Genomic DNA, 15001 nt, shown 5'->3' with positions numbered 1-15001 from the left:
CGCCAGGGTTTTGATAAGGTGCAGGCGAAACTCCTTCTCTGCCCGCCAGGAGGATCGCGGCGCCACATCGGCCACCACCGTCTCGGCAATCGCGGCCAGTGTGGCGCGAGTCAGCGGTTGCCCCTCGGCCGCAGCTTCGGCGTGCGGGGTACGCACCGGTGTCGGTGCCGCCACCCCATAAGCCAGCCGCAGGCGCTTGAAGTGGCCATTCTCAATCTGGCAGTAGGCGGCGCATCCGATGGTGGCGATGTCCATGGCCCCCCGCATGGCGTATTTGAAGTAGTGGGAGCCCACATAGGGGTGAGTATCCGGGGCGAAATGAAACGCCACCAGAATTTCCGCAGGTTGCAGCGCCACCTTGCCGGGGCCGGTATGAAATCCGGCGATGGGGATGCGGCGCGTGCCATTGGGCCCGGCGATTTCCAGCTCAGCCTCCAACGCGACAGTCGGCGCCGCCGAGTCGGCACTGGTGGCGCCGTTGCAGATATTGCCGCCAAAAGTGGCGACGTTGCGGATCTGCGGACCCGCGATGGTGGCGGCCGCTTCGGCAAGCATCGGCAAGCGACGCTGCACCAGCTCGTTTTCGATGAGCTCGGTAAAGGTGGTGCCAGAGCCGATGCGAATAGAGCCGTTGGCCAGCTCACTCACCCCCTTCAATTCGGGCAAGTCATGAATATCGACGATATGGCGATAGGCTGGGTTGAGGTGATGAAGCTGGATCATCACATCGGTGCCACCGGCCAAGAGGCGCGCTTCGGGGTCGGCCTGGCGCAGGGCTACCGCCTCGGCCACACTGTGCGCCTTGTAGTAACGGGCAATATCAAACATGGTGTTGCTCCTCCCCTGATCCCTCGCCAATCAAACCCGCCGCGACAAACTCCCGGAACAGGGTTTTGGGGGTGATAGGCAGCTCGTTGATGGCGACCCCGGTCGCCATGCGAATGGCGTTACGGATCGCCGGGCCCGGCGAGATGATGGGCGGTTCTCCCAGAGATTTGTGGCCATAGACCGACTGGGGCTCGTAGGTCTGCACGAAGTCACATTCAAGCTCCGGCAAATCCAGCATGGTGGGAAACTTGTAGTCGAGCAGGTTGGGGTTGCGCACCACGCCGCTCTTGGCGTCGATGATCATCTCCTCGAACAGCGACCAGCCGATCCCCATCCCCATGCCGCCATGCACCTGCCCCTCCGCCAGCTGCGGGTTGAGGATCTTGCCCGCATCGTGCAAGTTGAGGATGTGATTGATGGTCACCTTGCAGAGATCGATATCGACGCTGAGATCGACAAAGGTGCAGCCAAAACTCGGCGGATTGGTGGTGGTCTTGTGGGAGACTTCCGAGGTGATCTGGCCGCCGATGGTGAGGTGGTAATAAGCGTTGACCGACACCTCGGCGACGCTGATCAGCACCTTGTCCGGTGCGCCGGCCAGCACCACGTAGCCGTCGATCAGGGTGAGCGATCCCACATCCTGATGGCAGAGCTGGGCCGCCAGCGACAAAATGCGCGCCCGCAACTGCAGCGCCGCCTGATGGATGGCGGGGGCCGCCACATAGCTCTGACGCGAGGCGAACGAGCCAGGATCATAGGCGGTGATGTCGGTATCCTGAGTCGAAATGACCCGGATCTGATCAAACGGGATCCCCAGGGTCTGGGCCGCCATCTGGGCAAAGACGGTATCCGATCCCTGACCTATCTCGGTGGCGCCGATCTGCAGATTGACGGTGCCATCCTGATTGAGCAGCATGCGGGCCCCGGCAATTTCGACCCCCACCGGATAGGTGTTGGAGCCGTAGCTAAAGCAGGCCACCCCGATGCCGCGCCGTACCCGACTCGCCGGATCCTGCGCCAGACATTCGGCCTTGAGCCGCTCCCACTCGAACTGCTCGCCACCCCGGCGCAGACACTCGGGCAAGCCCGCGCTGTAGATGGTCTTCTGGTTGACCTGATTGACATCCCCCTCGCGGGCCACGTTGGCGATCCGCACTTCGAGCGGATCCAGACCCAACTCGGCGCAGGCATCGTCCAGCATGCATTCGAGGGCAAACACCACCTGCGGCGCGCCGTAACCGCGCATGGCACCAGCGGTGGGCAGGTTGCTGTAGAAGGTTTTGGCGTCGTAGCCGAAGGCGCTGCGCGGATAGAGGTAGCTTATCTTGTTGGCGCCGGCGCTGGCGATGGAGTGGCCGTGGGAGGCATAGCCGCCGGTGTTGGAGAGCACGTCGAGCTGATACCCCTTGAGGGTGCCGTCCCGGTTGATACCGATGGTGCCGTCGATGGCAAAGCCGTGGCGGGTGCGGGAAGCAAAGAAGCACTCTTCGCGGCTCAAGGTCACCTTGACCGGCACACCGCCAAGCTTGTAGCTCAGAAACGCCGCCATCGGCTCTTCCAGCACATCCTGCTTGTTGCCAAAACCACCGCCCATATAGGGCTTGATCACCCGCACGCTCGACCAGGGCAGACCGAGGGATTTGGCTACCCGGCTGCGCACAATCTGGGGGATCTGAGTGCTGCTGACCACTATGATGTGGTCCGGCTGATCCATATAGGCGTAGCAGGTCACCGTCTCCAGATGGCAGTGCTGCACCACCGGCGTCTGGTAGTGCGCCTTGAACTGCAGATCCGCAGCGGCGATGGCCTGTTCCGGCTCACCCGCCCGGATCTGACTTTGCCGCAGCAGGTTGCCATTCGGATGGATGGGGTAGGCATCTTCGGCCAGTGCGCTTTCGGCATCCGTCATCACCGGCAGCGGCTCGTAGGTCACCTTGACCAGCGCGGCGGCCTTCTCGGCGACCAGCGGATCGCGGGCAACCACGATGGCGACCCCATCACCAAAGTGGCGCACATGGTCGGTGAGCAGACGCCGGTCTTTCACATCCCGCTTGGCCTCATCGAGGGACCAGGCGTGGCCGGCGGTGCGAAAACAGGTGGTGGGCACATCTTCATGGGTGAACACGGCTTCGACCCCGTGCAGCGCCAGCGCCTCGCTGGCGTCGATGGCAAGCACCTTGCCGTGGGCGATGGAGCTTCGCACATACTTGGCGTGGCGCATGCCGAGCATGATGTTGTCATCGGTATAACGGGCACTGCCGGTCACCTTGGCCTCGGCATCCACCCGCTTGAGCGGTAATCCTATGGACATGATCAAGTCCTTTTTCAGGGAAGAAAAATCCAGAACCGGGATAAAAAACAGCAAGATATGCGCCTGTTTCCCCCTCTCGCCCCGGCGATGGGAAGAAGTGTGAAGAGGATCCCATCTGTCTCCCTTTTTCTGGCCGGCAAGGTGCCTGCCGAAGACGAAGCAGCAGCCCCCGATGCAACCAGTGCAGACTGCGCTATCAATCTGGTAAGGGGATTTATCAAAATGGTACGGGGTGAAAATCGAAGAAACATGCAGGTTTGGCTAAGAAAAGCGGGGCTGCCGATGGCAGCCCCGAAACGGGCGGGTTATCCCTAAATAGCCCACCCCCCAGCATAGAAAATCACCAACGCCAGGGCGATGATGACGGTGCCCGTGTTGAGCTTGTGCCACTCCTTGGAGCAGATGCGGCCAATCACCAGCGCACTGAAGCCCAGCATGATGCCGGTGACGATGTTGCAGGTGAGCACGATAAAGACCGCGCACAGCAGACCGGACATGGCCCCGACGAAGTCACTGAAATCGAGCTTGGTCACGTTGCTCAGCATCAGGAGACCCACATACATCAGTGCCGGTGCGGTGGCATAGGCCGGCACCAGATAGGAGAGCGGCGCCAGGAACAGCATCAGCAGGAACAGACCGCCCACCACGGTGGCGGTGAGGCCGGTCTTGCCGCCCGCCGCCGTGCCCGCCGCCGATTCGATATAGACGGCGGCCGGGGATGCCCCCACCAGACCGGAGAAGATACTGCTCACCGAGTCGGCGCTCAGCGCCTTGCCGCTGTTGATGATATGACCATCCTTATCCAGCAGATTGGCCTGCCCTGCCACGGCGCGGATGGTACCGGTGGCATCAAATACCGCCGTCATCACCAGTGCCAGCACGCTTGGCAGCACCAGCGGCGAGAGTGCGCCCATGATGTCCAGGCTGAAGATGAGAGACTTGCCCTGATCGTCGGAGAGACTCGGCAGAGCGAACAAGCCCTGATACTTCACCGCCGGGTCAAAAATGAGACCGAAGATGGAGATGGCGATGATCACCAGCAGGATCCCGCCCGGGACTTTGAGCTTCTCCAGCCCGAAGATCACCGCAAGGCCGAGCAGGGTCATGATGACCGGCATCGAGGTAAAGGCCCCCAGCGCCACCGGCAGCCCCTCCAGCGGGTTCTTGATGACCAGCCCTACCCCGTTGGCCGCGATCAGCAGCAGGAAAAGGCCGATACCGATGCCGGTGCCATGGGCAATCCCCATCGGCAGGTTGTCGAGGATCCAGCTACGCACCCCGGTCACCGAGATGGCGGTGAACAGCACCCCCATCAGAAAAACGGCACCGAGCGCTACCGGAATGGGGATCTGCTGCCCCAGCACCAGACTGAAAGCGGTAAATGCGGTGAGTGAAATCGCGCAGCCGATAGCCATCGGCAGCTTGGCCCAAAGCCCCATCAACAATGAACCACACCCCGCCACCAGACAGGTGGCCACAAAGACGGCGCCCGGCGGAAAACCTGCCTTGCCGAGCAGGCCGGGTACCACGATCACCGAATAGACCATGGCAAGGAAGGTGGTGAGCCCGGCCAGCACCTCCTGTCTGACGTTGCTGCCCCGCTCGCTGATCATGAAATAGCGATCGAGAGCGGTGAGCGGTTGCTGTTGTGATGCGGTCTTGCCGGTGTCTTGACTGGCCAGCCCTTCCACGCTGTTTGTCCTGCTGTTTGCTTGGGTCATACCCAACTCCTTCACAAGCGCCTGAATGTTTCATCACGAAATGGCGACAGGATCTGTGGATCTGCCATTGCACACGGGAGGTGCAACTCAGAGACCAGGGCTGGCAGCACCAATCAAACGTTTGCCTTGCTGATCAAAAAACCGGGCCATTTCAGGTTGGTCATCAGGGGGGCGCCCTGATGTATCGCGGCGCTGGCGCCCTGGGCGGGCACGCCAGCTTCCGTATTCGTGGCAGAGCGGCGATCTTGCTGCCCTGCCCGGTTTATTCTCCCTAGCCCCGTTCGTGGACCAGCTGACCATCCACATAGGTACGGTAGATGGCTCTGTCATCCCCCAAGGTCAGCAGCACGAACAGCTTGTCACGCAAGGTTGTGGAGTTGTCATAACGCAGCTGCTGCAGCGGAGTGGCGACCGGGTCGAGCACCACAAAGTCCGCCTCCTTGCCCACGGCAAAGCTGCCGATCTTCTCGTCCAGCCCGAGCGAATGGGCGCCGCCCAGCGTCGCCAGATAGAAGGCCTGATAGGCCGAGAGCCGCTCACCCTGCAACTGCATCACCTTGTAGGCCTCGTTGAGGGTCTGCAACATGTTGAAGGTGGTACCGGCGCCAATGTCGGTGCCCATCCCCACTTTCACCTGCTTGCGCCACGCCTTGTGCAGCTTGAACAGGCCACTGCCGAGATAGAGGTTGGAGGTGGGACAAAACGCGATGGTGGAGCCGGTCTCCTTCAGGCAATCCCACTCCTGCTCTTCCAGATGGACGCAGTGGGCAAAGACGCAGTTGTGGCCGGTCAGCCCATGCTGGTGATAGACGTCGAGATAGCCCTTGTGCGCCGGGAACAGGGATTTCACCCAGGCGATCTCGTCCTTGTTCTCGCACAGGTGGGTGTGCAGAAAGGTGGTGGGAAACTCTTCGCGCAGCCGCCGCGCCATCGTAAGCTGCTCGGGTGTCGAGGTGGGTGCAAATCTTGGTGTGATGGCATATAGAAGCCGACCGTTACCATGCCAGCGCTCAATGAGCTGCTTGCTCTGTTCATAGCTGCTCTCGGCGGTATCGAGCAGATAGTCGGGCGCGTTGCGATCCATCATCACCTTGCCCGCGATCATCCGCATATTGATGCGACTTGCTGCCTCGAACAGGGCATCCACCGACTCGGGGTGAACGGTGCCGAACACCAGTGCCGTGGTGGTGCCGTTGCGCAGCAGCTGCTTGATAAAGAAGGTGGACATCTCGCGGGCATATTCGAGATCGTTGTAGCGCCGCTCGGCCGGGAAGGTGTGGCGGTTGAGCCACTCCAGCAGTTGCTCGCCATAGGCACCCACCATCTCGCTCTGGGGATAGTGAATGTGGGTATCGACAAAGCCCGGCACAATCATCTTGCCGCGGTAATCGCGCACCCGCACCTCGGCCGGAATGCGATCCTTCCCCTCCTCCCACTCACCGAACCAGTCGATGCAACCGTTGCGAATGATAAGCAGGCCATCCTCGATAAGACGGGCGTTGGCCTCAATCTCCTCGGGCTGATCCACCACCCGGGTGATGTCGAAGAAGCTGCCGCGTACCGCTTTGACGGAGTTGTCGTATTTCATACCTCGTTCCCCTACTTTTTTATTGTTCTGTTGTGACCATCAAACCCGTTCGACCTGGACGGCGGCGACCGGTTTGGCATCGGCCAACGCCTCTTCATCGCGGCGGTTCGCGGTGCTGACAAGACGGGCCGTGAAGGTCACATCCGGTTTGTCGCTAAGCTGGATCACCTCTACCGCATCGGCGGTCTTGAGCGCTTTGGCAGCAGCCTTCGCCTTGCGGGTGCGGCTCTGGGGCAACACCAGATTCATGATGATGGCGGTGATACCACCGGCGCAGATGGGGTTCTCCACCAGCACGTAGAGGGCATCGGGCAAGACTCTGAACACGCTCGGGTCGTAGGAGACACCGAGCCCCAGCCCCAAGGAGGTGGCCACAATCAGCGTCTCCCGCCGATCCATGCCGTGGGTCATGATGATCCGGCACCCCGCGATGGCAATCATCGAGAACATCAGGGTCATGGCCCCGCCGAGGACGGGGGATGGAATGGTGGTAAAGAAGCGGCCCACCACCGGGAAGATGCCCATGATCACCAGGATCATGGCGATAAATTTGCCCACATGACGGGAGGCCACCCCGGTCATCTGGATCACCCCGTTGTTCTGGGAGAAGGTGGTCAAGGGCAGTGAGCCCAGCGCCGAGGCGATCACCGAGACCAGCCCATCAGCCAGCACGCCACCGGAGAGGCGGCGGGTATACTCCTCCCCCTCCACCGGACGATGGGAGACGATGGCGGTGGCAGTCAGGGCCCCGACCGCCTCCAGCACGCTCAGCAGATAGATGGTGCCAGCCACCAGGAAGGCGCCGAAATCAAAGGAGAAGCCATATTTGAACAGCATGGGGACGGTCACCACCGGCAGCCCCTGCAACACGGAGAAGTCCACCATCCCGAGCATGATGGACGCGATATACCCCACCAGCAGGCCGATGGCGATTCCCCCCATTCGCAGCAGGGGGCTCTTGCAGCAGTTGAAGCCAATCACCACCGCCAGTACCAGCAGGCCGACGCCGATGTTTTCATAGTTGCCGAAGGTGCCGCTGCTCTTGGCCGCCATGCCACCGGCAAAGTCGATAATCCCGACCTTGATGAGGCACAGGCCAATCATCAGTACCACAATGCCGCTCACGGTCGGGGTGATCACCCGGGTCAGATAGGGCAGCACGAACGAGGCCCCCATTACCAAAAAGGCCCCGACAAAGGAGATCCCCATCAGGGAGGAGATGATTTGAGCCTCGTCGATCCCCTCTTTGCCCATGGCGGTCCCGATCGAGATCATCACGGTGACGAACGAGAAGTTGACCGACTGAATGGAGAGGAGGCCCGAACCGATGGGGCCATAACGGTTGACTTGCAACCAGGTACCGATGCCCGATGCAATCATCGACATCGACACCAGATAAGTGGTGATCTCTTGCGAGAGATTAAGGGCCGCTCCCACGATAAGGGCAGGTGCGACCATGGGAACCAGAATGGCCAGCAGATGGGTCACCGCCCCGACCAGGGATTGGCCAAAGGGGGGCTGATCTTCCAAGGCGTAGATCAGGTCAGAGTCCTTGCGCGATTTCTCAGACATCCTTCATTACTCCGGTGTATCGAACACGATCCAATAACCCCGACGCATCACACCCCACAGTGACCCGGGTTTATCCGGCAGGCGGAGTCTTCTCCGCCTGCCGGTCTCTGCCGTTTTATGACTACAGCTTGCCCAGTTCGCGCAGGATCTGCTCCGGCGTGAAGTGCCACTTGCGCAGCCAGACACCACAGGCGTCGTGGATGGCGGTGGCGATGGCAGGCGCCGCGCCGTTGACCCCGATCTCCGAGATGGACTTGGCGCCATAAGGGCCGACCTTGTCGTCACTCGGTACCAGGAAGGCCCGAAAATCGCGCGGAATGTCGCCAATCTTGGGCGCGCCATAGCTCTTCAGATCCCGGGTGAGCGGGATGCCCTTGCTGTCGTAGCAGATCTCCTCGGTCAATGAGTGGCCGATGGCCCGCATGGTCGCCCCGTAGATCTGGCCGAGCGCCAGTTCCGGGTTGATGGGGGTGCCGCAGTCGAGCAGGGCGTAGAACTTGTCGAGCCGGATCTCGCCGGTTCTGACGTTGACCGCCACCTCGGCGAAGTTGGCCCCGTACGGGAAGGCAAGCTCCGAAGTGATGTAGCTGGCGGTGCCCACCAGAATGCCGAAGCCGGTACCGGTCTCGGCCTTGTGGGCAAGCTTGGCGAGGCTCACCTCCCCCAGCTTGCCGCGCACTACACCCGGAAACGCCAGCTCAACATCGGCTACCGACTCGCCCAGCATGGCGGCGCCGTGAAACAGGATCTTCTCCTTGAGGTTCTCGGCCGCCTTCTTGGCCGCGTTGCCGGAGAAGCAGGTACCTGACGAGGCGTAGGCTCCCTTGTCGAACAGGGCATGGTCGGTGTCGCCGGAGATGACGTGCACATCCCCGAGCGGGCAGTGCAGCACTTCGGCAGTCAGCTTGGCCACCACGGTATCGAGGCCGGTACCGATATCGGCGCCGCCGGAGTGGACGATAAAGGTGCCGTCCGATTCCAGCTTGACCATGCAGTTGGCCTGATCGATATCCGGGATCCCCGATTTTTGCATGATGATGGCGACACCACGGCCGATGCGCCAATCCCCGTCGGCGGGTTTGGGGCTATCCCACTCGATAAGTTCGCGACCCTGTTTGAGGATGGGTTCGAGAGCACAGCTGGCAGCGTGGGGCACAGAGGTAGGCATCTTGCCCTCGCCGATGGCGCCCAGCACTTTGAGGATGTCCCCTTCATGCACCCGGTTGTGCTCCACCATGTCGAGCTGATCGATGCCCAGTTTCTCGGCAAGTTCGGCAATCGCCATGGTCAGCGCGAAGTTGCCCTTGGGCGCGCCGTAGCCCTGATAGGCGCCGGTCGGGCAGATGTTGCTGTAGTAGGTGTTGACGGTAAAGCGCACGTTGTCGCACGGATAGAGCGGCAGGGAGAGCGCCGGGCCGTTGCTTGGCACCGTCAGAGAGTGGTTGCCGTAAGGACCGGTGTTGGCGCGAAAATCCATCTCGATGGCGGTGATGGTGCCATCTTTCTTGGCCCCTACTTTCACCTTTACCTTGGCCACGTGGCGGGAGGTATTGCTGATGAACTCCTCTTCACGGGTGTAGCGGAAGGTGACCGGACGGCCGGTGATCTTGGTCGCCCAGGCGCACACCTCTTCCAGCAGGATATCCTGCTTGGAGCCAAAGCCGCCCCCTACCCGCTCCTTGATCACATGCACCTGGTGCTGCTTCATGCCGACGATGCGCGCCACCTGACGACGCACGTGCCAGGGCACCTGAGTAGAGGCGTGAATGACCAGACGATCGCCATCCATGTAGGTGAAGCAGATGTGTGGCTCGGTCGGGCACTGCTGGGCCTGGGTCGATTCGTAGGTGCGCTCGACAATCTCGTCCGCCTCTGCAAAGCCTTTGGCCACGTCACCGATCTGGCCATGGACGCTGGCAGCCAGGTTCTCGTGCGGACGGGAACCGATGGGGAAGTTGATGATCATGTGCTCGTCACCGCGACGCACCGAGCAGGCGTTCTGCTGCTCGAGATCCGCCGGTGCCCCGGCCATATAGACGATGGGCTCGTCGTGCACCAGCGGTGCATTGGGAGCCATCGCCTCATCGATGGTCATAACCGCCGGCAACACCTGATACTCGACCTCGATGAGCTTGAGCGCAGCCAATGCGATGGCTTCGCTCTCGGCCACCACGGCGGCGACCCGATCACCTACGTGGCGCAGCTTGCGGCCAAACATGCGGCGATCGAGCGGTGACGGCTCGGGGGCACTCTGGCCACCCGGGGTGTAAAACACATCCGGGCAGTTGAGGTGGGTGATGACATGCACGACGCCCGGTAGCGCCTCGGCGCGGCTCACGTCGAGTTTGGTGATCACCGCATGGGGATGGGGGCTGCGCAGCATCTTGATGATCAGCGCATCCTCGGTTACCCGATCCTCCACATAGCAGGGCTTGGCCTGCACCATCTTGGCGGCGTCCACTTTCGGGCAGCTCTTGCCGATATGGCGCAGATCGTCGCGAAACTCCGGGGCGATCTGGCACAGGTAATCGGGATCCTTCATCCGTGAGCAAGCGAGCTCGATGGCCTGATAGAACTGCTGGTAACCGCCATCGCGGTGAAAGAGGCCCGAGAGGGCATCGTCGATTTGATCACGGGTGGGTTCGGGGTGGCGATCAAGCAGGTCGGTGACGATGAGCGCGGCGGCCGGATCGTTGTAACCGGACTGAACTACCCCCACATCCACCATCGCCTGCTGTACCAGACTGAGCTGGTTCCAGCTGCCGAGGGACTCGGCGGTGCGCACGTCTGCTCCATCCAGCTGGGCGGCGATCAGCAGGGAGGCGTTGATCACCTTGCCATTGAAGAGAATGGCGTCGGAGCCGGCAAAACCGAAGCCGTCGTCGCTGTTGCGCACCGAGTGCATCCGGCACTGATTGAACAGCACCCGCTGGGCATTGTCACCGACCTTGCAGATGACGGTGCGCAGGGCACCGTTAAGGGTAAAGTTGAGTTCCATCATGCTTGCACCTCCTGCTGCTGGCAGTCCACCAGCAGATCCGCCACTACCACGCCGGTGATATACCGCTTGTAACTTATGCTGCCCGCCAGATCTTCACGGGGCGCAATCAGCTCGCTTACGGCGGCCTCCAGCGCGGCATCGTGCAGATCGCGGCGCTCCAGATCCCGCAGACGCATCGGCTGCGGAGTAACGCCAGCGACGGCTACCCGCATTTCGCCAATGCTGTCGAGGGCTACCGCGGCGGTCATCACCGCCAAGCCATCAGCGTTGCGGCTGATGCGGCGAGTGGCGCAGCGCAGTTCGGGCTCCGGCAGCACAACTCCGAGCACCAGGGCATTGCGCTGCCCCGCCAGATAGGCGTCGATGGGTTGCAGCAGGTTGTTCTCCAGCACTACCACGGCTTCGAGTACCAGCAGTACCGGCAGCAAGGGGGAATCCTGCTGCTGGCAGGCAATTTCGCCGCCAATGGTGGCCTGATTGCGCAGATGGCGGGAGTAGACAAACCCCAGCGCCTCGCACAGGGCGGCCGGAGTATGGGGATCATCTTTCAGGGTCTGCAGGGTGACGGTAGCGCCGATATGGAGCTGGCCGTGCTGCTGCTCAATCTGGTCAAGCCCCAGCCTCTCCAGCGAGATAGCGACCTTCTTGTCGGTGCGGGTCGGAGCGGCGTTCAGCTTGCTGCCACCTCCCATATAGACTGCGTCGTTGCCGAAACTGGCCTTGAGTTCCAAAGCCTGACCCAGTTGCTCGGGTCGGAAGAATTGCTCAATCATGTGTCGTCCTTACTCTTGCTGCCCGCCGCCGGGAAAATCCACAGGGCGGGCAATCCGGTCCAAAACTGTGGAAGGTGGCGTTAGGCCAGCTGATCCATCCGTTGCCACAAGCGGCTCGCCACCTTGCTGGCCTGCTCATAAATGGGCGCGACATCGAACGGGAACTCGCGGTCCTGATAGACCATGCGCCCCTCCACCATCACGCTGTTGACGCTGTTCGATCCCATACCAAAGGCGAGATGGCCGCCGAGGTTGCGCGGCGCCAGCGGGGTCGGTGCGTCGTAGTCGCAAATGGTGAGGTCGGCCTTGTAGCCTGGCTCCAGGCGGCCAAATTTGGCGCCGAAGTTGCGCTCCAGCAGGGTGTTGCCGTTCCAGAGGAAGCGGGCAAAGCTGTCGGGCCACAGGGCGCCGCCGGCATCCTTGTGTTTGAAGTAGGCGAACTTGAGCTCTTCGAGCATGTCGGAGCCGATACCATCGGTGCCAAGCGCCAGATTGCGATATTCCGGCAGGTGCATGTTGTAGCCCACGTGGTTGTTCATGTTGGAGCGGGCGTTGTGCACCAGGAAGGCATCGCGGCTGTTGAGCAGCTCAATGTCGGCCGGGCTCAGGTAGATGCCGTGGGCGACAAGCGACTTGCTGTCGATAAGGCCAAACTCGTCCAGCCGGGCGATGGGCTCCTTGCCATAGTGGTGGTGGCCGTGAGCCATGTCGTAACGGTCTTCCGCCACATGGATATGCAGGCCGCGACCGGTGACCTGCACCGCTTCGCGCAGCATGGCCAGCCCCTCGTCCGGTACCGTAAAGGGGGCGTGGGCGCCGATATGAGCTTCCACCAGATAGGGTTCGTTCCCCTTGGCCTTGGCGGCATCAATGGCCTGCGCAAACAGGATGTTCTCCTCCACCCCGGCCTGCAATTCGGCGAGGCCGCCGTTGCGATCCGTGGTCTCGAAGCAGGTCATGCCGCGCAGACCCGCCTCCACAAACCCTTTGCGCAATACATTCAGGGAACCCTTGATGAAGTTGGGCGAAGCGTGGTGGTCGATCACCGCGCTGCAGCCGCTCTTGATCGCTTCCAGCGAGCAGATGAGACCGCTGTAGTAGAGGGACTCCTCATCGAGCGCCCGATCGAGCCGCCACCAGAGGTTTTTCAGGGTGGAGATAAAGTCCGGGCAGGAGGCGATGTTGGCCATGATCCCCCGCGACAGGCCGGAGTAGAAGTGGTTGTGGGCACAGACGATGCCCGGCATCACCAGCTTGCCCCCCATCTCCCGATAGTTGGCCTCCGGGTAGAGGGCCCGCAGATTGGGCCCTACCGCTTTGATAAGCGATCCTTCGATAGCGATATCCACCCCTTCCAGTACCCGGGTCGGCTCCAGCTGGACGGCGGTGACGTTTTTCAGAATAAACATGGTTTGCTCCTTCGCTTATTCGTTGTTCGCTCAGGCCTCGACGGCACCCAGCAGGTAGTGGTGATGGGCATGGACATGGCTGATGATCCGGCACATGTCGCCAAGGGCCGCTGGCGCATCCTTGATCCGGCTCTGGGCATCGATGGTCAGGCGATAGGTCTCGCCATCCTGACGCACCCGCAGCTCACCGCCATCTGCCAGATAGAAACCGGGGTTGCGGCTGTTGTTGAAGTCCTCGGGCAGGCTGAAGATGGTGACCTTGTCCTGATAGGGCTTGCCCTGCCACGGGCAGAACTGGGCGCAGTTGCCGCACTCGTTGCAGTAGGCATCCAGGTGCAGGGTCTGGAACTGATCCTTGAAGCCCGGCACCGCGATGGCGACGTTGGCACGGTTGGGGCAGACATCCACGCACTTGCTGCAGAGGTAGTTGCACTCGAGGCAACGGTGCGCCTCTTGCGCCACGAAGGCATCGCGCTCGTTCTTGTCAACCATGGTGACGGCGATGCTCCCCTTGCGGCGGTAGATCTCATCCTTGCCCGACGGCTGGATGGTCACTTCACTCTGCTGGCTGGCGATATGCTCGCGAGAGAGCACCAGATCCGCGGCGCGGCGGGCACCACCGATGGCACCGACGATGGAGGACGGGCCGCTCTGCACGTCACCGATAAGGAATACGTTGCGACGGCTGGTTTCGCCGGTCTGGCTGTCCACCTCGGGCCAGCCATCGCTGCCAAGAGGAATGCCCATCGCTTTCAATACCTCGCAATCAGGCTGCTCGCCGATAGCGGTGATCAGGGCATCCATCTGCATCACTTCGGTCTGCTCGGTGGGCACCGGACGGCGGCGGCCCTGCTCGTCAGGATCCCCCAGCGCCATCATCCGCACGGTCAGCTTGCCATCTTTGTCAAAACGCTCCGGATTGGTGAGGAAGCAAAAACGCACCCCATCCTCCACCGCTTCCAGAACCTCCTCGCGATAAGCGGGCATCTCTTTTTCGCTGCGACGGTAGATAACGGTCACATCGCTGACACCGGGCACCTTGAGGGCGGCGCGGGCGCAGTCCATGGCGGTGTTACCGGCGCCGATCACCGCCACATGGCGGCCCAGTGGCAGCGGTTTGCCCTGATTAAAGCTGCGCAGGAAGTGGAAGGATTTGTAAATCCGCTCGTGTCCCCCATCGAGGCGCATGCCGCCATTCTTGTCGGCGCCGATGCCGACGAAGACATAGGTAAAGCCCTGGGCGTGCAGCTTGTCGACGGTGAGCGCCGGATCGCAGCCAAACTCGAACTTGACCCCGTGGGCGGCGACAAAGTCGATGTCATGCTGGATAAGCTCGGCCGGGATGCGGAACTCGGGGATGATGTGCTTGACCACACCACCGGCATCCGCTTCGCGCTCGAACACGGTGACCGGATGACCGGCACGGGCCAGGAAGTAACCGGCGGAGAGACCGGCCGGGCCTGCGCCAATGACCGCCACCGGATGCTTGTCACCACTGCCTGCCGGTTTGTGCCAGCGCGCCTTGTACCCTTCCCAGCCGCGCTCCAGCGCCACTTTTTTCAGCTCGCGGATATTGAGCGCGCTGTCATAGTCGAGACGGGTGCAGTTGTACTGGCACTGGTGATCGCAGATGTGGCTGGTGATGGCAGGCAAGGCGTTGCGCTGATAAATCAGCTCAAGGGCTGCCACATACTCCCCCTCGCCCATCAGGCGAATGTACTCGGGGATATCCTGATGCACGGCGCAGGCGGTGACGCAGGGCGCCACGTAGCAGTCGGTCAGCGGCAGGCCGCCACCC

10 protein-coding genes are annotated in these 15001 nt (G+C 61.7%); 1 reads left to right on the top strand and 9 read right to left on the bottom strand.

All coding sequences use genetic code 11. The annotated features are described in order from the left end of the window. Both xdhB and xdhA read right to left on the bottom strand, forming a co-directional pair. On the bottom strand, positions 1 to 828 hold an 828-nt coding region (xdhB, locus tag AACS18_RS21175), incomplete at its 3' end, for a xanthine dehydrogenase FAD-binding subunit XdhB (protein ID WP_108613236.1). Further along, positions 821 to 3139 carry a xanthine dehydrogenase molybdenum-binding subunit XdhA gene (gene xdhA / locus AACS18_RS21170; RefSeq protein WP_108613238.1) on the bottom strand — a complete coding sequence of 773 codons (2319 nt, stop codon included), beginning with the start codon at positions 3137 to 3139 and terminating at the stop codon, positions 821 to 823. The genes xdhA and xdhB, both read right to left, overlap by 8 nt. A gap of 57 nt (positions 3140 to 3196) precedes the next feature. Here xdhA and AACS18_RS21165 point away from each other — a divergent pair, with 57 nt between their 5' ends. Further along, positions 3197 to 3454: a hypothetical protein gene (locus tag AACS18_RS21165; RefSeq protein WP_146184812.1), complete on the top strand. Its 258-nt coding sequence runs from the start codon at positions 3197 to 3199 to the stop codon at positions 3452 to 3454. Here AACS18_RS21165 and AACS18_RS21160 read toward each other — a convergent pair. From AACS18_RS21160 to ygfK, 7 genes are all read right to left on the bottom strand, one after another. Then, positions 3451 to 4752, bottom strand: coding sequence for an NCS2 family permease (locus tag AACS18_RS21160; protein ID WP_162516894.1), 1302 nt, complete (start codon positions 4750 to 4752; stop codon positions 3451 to 3453). The two genes, AACS18_RS21165 and AACS18_RS21160, sit on opposite strands and share 4 nt — an antisense overlap. 379 nt (positions 4753 to 5131) lie before the next feature. Next, entirely contained in the window at positions 5132 to 6448 is a 1317-nt protein-coding gene (gene guaD / locus AACS18_RS21155) for a guanine deaminase (RefSeq protein ID WP_108613235.1), read from the bottom strand. 39 nt (positions 6449 to 6487) lie between these two features. Then, positions 6488 to 8020 carry a nucleobase:cation symporter-2 family protein gene (locus AACS18_RS21150; RefSeq protein ID WP_108613234.1) on the bottom strand — a complete coding sequence of 511 codons (1533 nt, stop codon included), beginning with the start codon at positions 8018 to 8020 and terminating at the stop codon, positions 6488 to 6490. Between the two features lie 121 nt (positions 8021 to 8141). Further along, a complete protein-coding gene (locus AACS18_RS21145) occupies positions 8142 to 11021 on the bottom strand; it encodes a molybdopterin-dependent oxidoreductase Mo/Fe-S-binding subunit (protein WP_219927996.1) in 2880 nt (959 codons plus the stop codon). Further along, complete coding sequence (gene ygfM / locus AACS18_RS21140; RefSeq protein ID WP_108613233.1) at positions 11018 to 11794, bottom strand: molybdopterin-dependent oxidoreductase FAD-binding subunit; 777 nt, start codon at positions 11792 to 11794, stop codon at positions 11018 to 11020. Before ygfM ends, AACS18_RS21145 begins: the two co-directional genes overlap by 4 nt. A gap of 80 nt (positions 11795 to 11874) precedes the next feature. Beyond that, positions 11875 to 13203 carry a putative aminohydrolase SsnA gene (gene ssnA / locus AACS18_RS21135; protein ID WP_108613232.1) on the bottom strand — a complete coding sequence of 443 codons (1329 nt, stop codon included), beginning with the start codon at positions 13201 to 13203 and terminating at the stop codon, positions 11875 to 11877. Positions 13204 to 13233: 30 nt separating this feature from the next. Next, positions 13234 to 15001, bottom strand: a 1768-nt coding sequence (ygfK, locus tag AACS18_RS21130; RefSeq protein ID WP_108613231.1) for a putative selenate reductase subunit YgfK, incomplete at its 5' end; no start/stop codon positions are given.

It is taken from the genome of Aeromonas sp. HMWF015 (assembly GCF_963878965.1).
GTDB classification, from domain to species: Bacteria; Pseudomonadota; Gammaproteobacteria; order Enterobacterales; family Aeromonadaceae; genus Aeromonas; species Aeromonas veronii.
This window is presented reverse-complemented; position numbering and strand designations above follow the sequence as displayed.

Bases quoted from the DNA above. Each gene is read 5' to 3' on its own strand.
- AACS18_RS21150 (WP_108613234.1), bottom strand. From the start codon at position 8,020: ATGTCTGAGAAATCGCGCAAGGACTCTGACCTGATCTACGCCTTGGAA.
- AACS18_RS21165 (WP_146184812.1), top strand. From the start codon at position 3,197: ATGCGCCTGTTTCCCCCTCTCGCCCCGGCGATGGGAAGAAGTGTGAAG.
- ssnA (WP_108613232.1), bottom strand. From the start codon at position 13,203: ATGTTTATTCTGAAAAACGTCACCGCCGTCCAGCTGGAGCCGACCCGG.
- ygfM (WP_108613233.1), bottom strand. From the start codon at position 11,794: ATGATTGAGCAATTCTTCCGACCCGAGCAACTGGGTCAGGCTTTGGAA.
- AACS18_RS21160 (WP_162516894.1), bottom strand. From the start codon at position 4,752: ATGATCAGCGAGCGGGGCAGCAACGTCAGACAGGAGGTGCTGGCCGGG.
- AACS18_RS21145 (WP_219927996.1), bottom strand. From the start codon at position 11,021: ATGATGGAACTCAACTTTACCCTTAACGGTGCCCTGCGCACCGTCATC.
- xdhA (WP_108613238.1), bottom strand. From the start codon at position 3,139: ATGTCCATAGGATTACCGCTCAAGCGGGTGGATGCCGAGGCCAAGGTG.
- guaD (WP_108613235.1), bottom strand. From the start codon at position 6,448: ATGAAATACGACAACTCCGTCAAAGCGGTACGCGGCAGCTTCTTCGAC.